The 1,951-nt window shown below is 71.7% G+C and carries 1 protein-coding gene; it reads left to right on the top strand.

Annotated features, from left to right (window positions below; all coding sequences use genetic code 11):
• Positions 1–1,951 (top strand): carboxypeptidase regulatory-like domain-containing protein (locus H030_RS0127990; protein ID WP_155892330.1); only part of this gene is annotated, 1,951 nt, incomplete at both ends.

Below are 1,951 nucleotides of genomic sequence, written 5' to 3'. Positions count from 1 at the left end.
CCCCACCCGCCGGCAGCGGCCTCGCCACCGCCCTCATCACCCTCCCCACCATCACCAACAACACCACCATCAACGTTCAGCTGAGGGGCGATCAAGTTGTAGCGGTCGCTCTGAGCCCGGACCGTGAGACGTTCGATCGGACGTTGCCGGGGCAAAGCAGTGCGGCGACGACGTTCAGGTTGACGAACATCTCCGGGCCGTCGCTCGCGGTGTCGGGCGCCACGCTCGCCTCGGGCGACGCGGCGGACTTTCACCTCGCGTCGAGCACCTGCTCCGCGACTTCCCTGGCAGTCGGCGCGTCGTGCAGCTTTCAAGCATCGTTCGTCCCTACTACGACCGGGACCAAGAACGCCAGCTTGGTCGTCACCGACAGCGGCCCCGGCAGCCCGCACACGATCGCACTGTCGGGTCGCGGCGTCGCGAACCAGGTGGCGGGCCAGGTCGTCGGGCGCAAGGTCGATGGGACGACGGCGCCGCTCGCCGGCGTGACGGTGGAGGTCAAGTCGTCCTCGACCACGGTCGCCACCGCGACGACCGGCGCGGATGGCAAATATGCGATCCCGCTCGACGACGGCAGCTACCAGGTCACGTTCACGCCGCCGGCCGACGGGCCGTACTCCTCGCTGACCCAGTCAGTCGACGTGCCGACGAGCAGCTCGCTCGACGTCGCCCTGACGCCCAAGGACGCGTTGCGGCTGAGCGGCACGGTCCGGTCGTCGCTCGGCGTGCCGGTCAGGGGGGTGCACGTCGTCGTCGACGACAACACGGCGGCCGCGCAGACCACCGGTCCGGACGGCGCCTACGCGGCCGCCGTCGCGCCCGGCGACCACCGCATCACGTTGTCGGGCGACACGGCCACCGGCGACTCCCTGCCGGATCGGTGGACGCTGCCGCTGAGCGCGATCACCGTCTCGGGCGACCGTCCCGCGCTCGATCTCACGCTCCCGCCGGTCTACACCCTGACGACGCGTGTCCTCACCGGCGACGGCGATCCGCTCCAGGGCGCCGACGTGACGAACCTCCAACTCCCGGTTGCCACAACCGAGCTCGCGCCCGGCATCACGATCGGCGCGTCGGCGACCATGCAGCCGAGCGCAGCGACGACCGACGCGAGGGGTCTGGCGCGCAACATGGTCTTCCGCAGCACAAGCGGTCACGGCACGGTCGCCGCCGGTGCCCACAACCCCGCCACGACCTTCGACATCCCGGCGGTCACGCGTGACACCACGGTGTCCGTCCGGGCCGACGGAAGCTCCTCGCCGATCGTGTCGTACCTGACCGGGACCGTGCGCTCCGCCCTGGGGCAAGCGCTCCCTGGCGTAAGGCTGACGTCGACGGGCACCGACACCGCGACCGTGACGACCGGCGCGGACGGCACCTTCCAGAGCGCGGTCGCGGCCGGAAGCCGGACGTTCGAGCTCGACGCCGACGGGATCCAGCAGGCCGGTCTGCCGAAGGACTGGCAGCTTCCGACCGGAGCGACGACGCTGCAGTCCGATCGAACGCTCGACTTCGCGCTCCCGGCGGTGCACACGCTGACGGTGCGCGTCCTCGACGGCAGCGATCAACCCGTCCCCGGTGCAGTCGTCACCGGCGCGGACGGCGGGGCGACCCTTGACCTCCCGGTCGCGCCCACGCAGATCGCCTCCGGGTTGACGACGACCGACGCGGCGCTGTCCCGGCCGGCCGCCGCGACGACGGCCGCGGACGGGACGGCGACGTTCCACGTCTTCGCCAACAGCACGAGCAGGGCACTCATCGTCACCGCCTCCGGGCACGCGCAGACGCCGTTCACGGTCCCGGCCGCCTCGGGTGACACCACGGTCACCGTCCACGTCGCGACCCCGCCGACCCGGACGGTGCGTGGTGTGGTGCGGTCGGCGTCGGGTGACCCGATCGCCGGAGTCCAGATCGCCATCGGCAGCCAATCCACCCGCAGCGACGCCGACGG

Origin of the sequence: Conexibacter woesei Iso977N (assembly GCF_000424625.1) — a bacterium.
GTDB lineage: Bacteria > Actinomycetota > Thermoleophilia > Solirubrobacterales > Solirubrobacteraceae > Baekduia > Baekduia woesei_A.
Note: the sequence above shows the minus strand (reverse complement) of the source record. Positions and strands in the feature narration are given on the sequence as shown.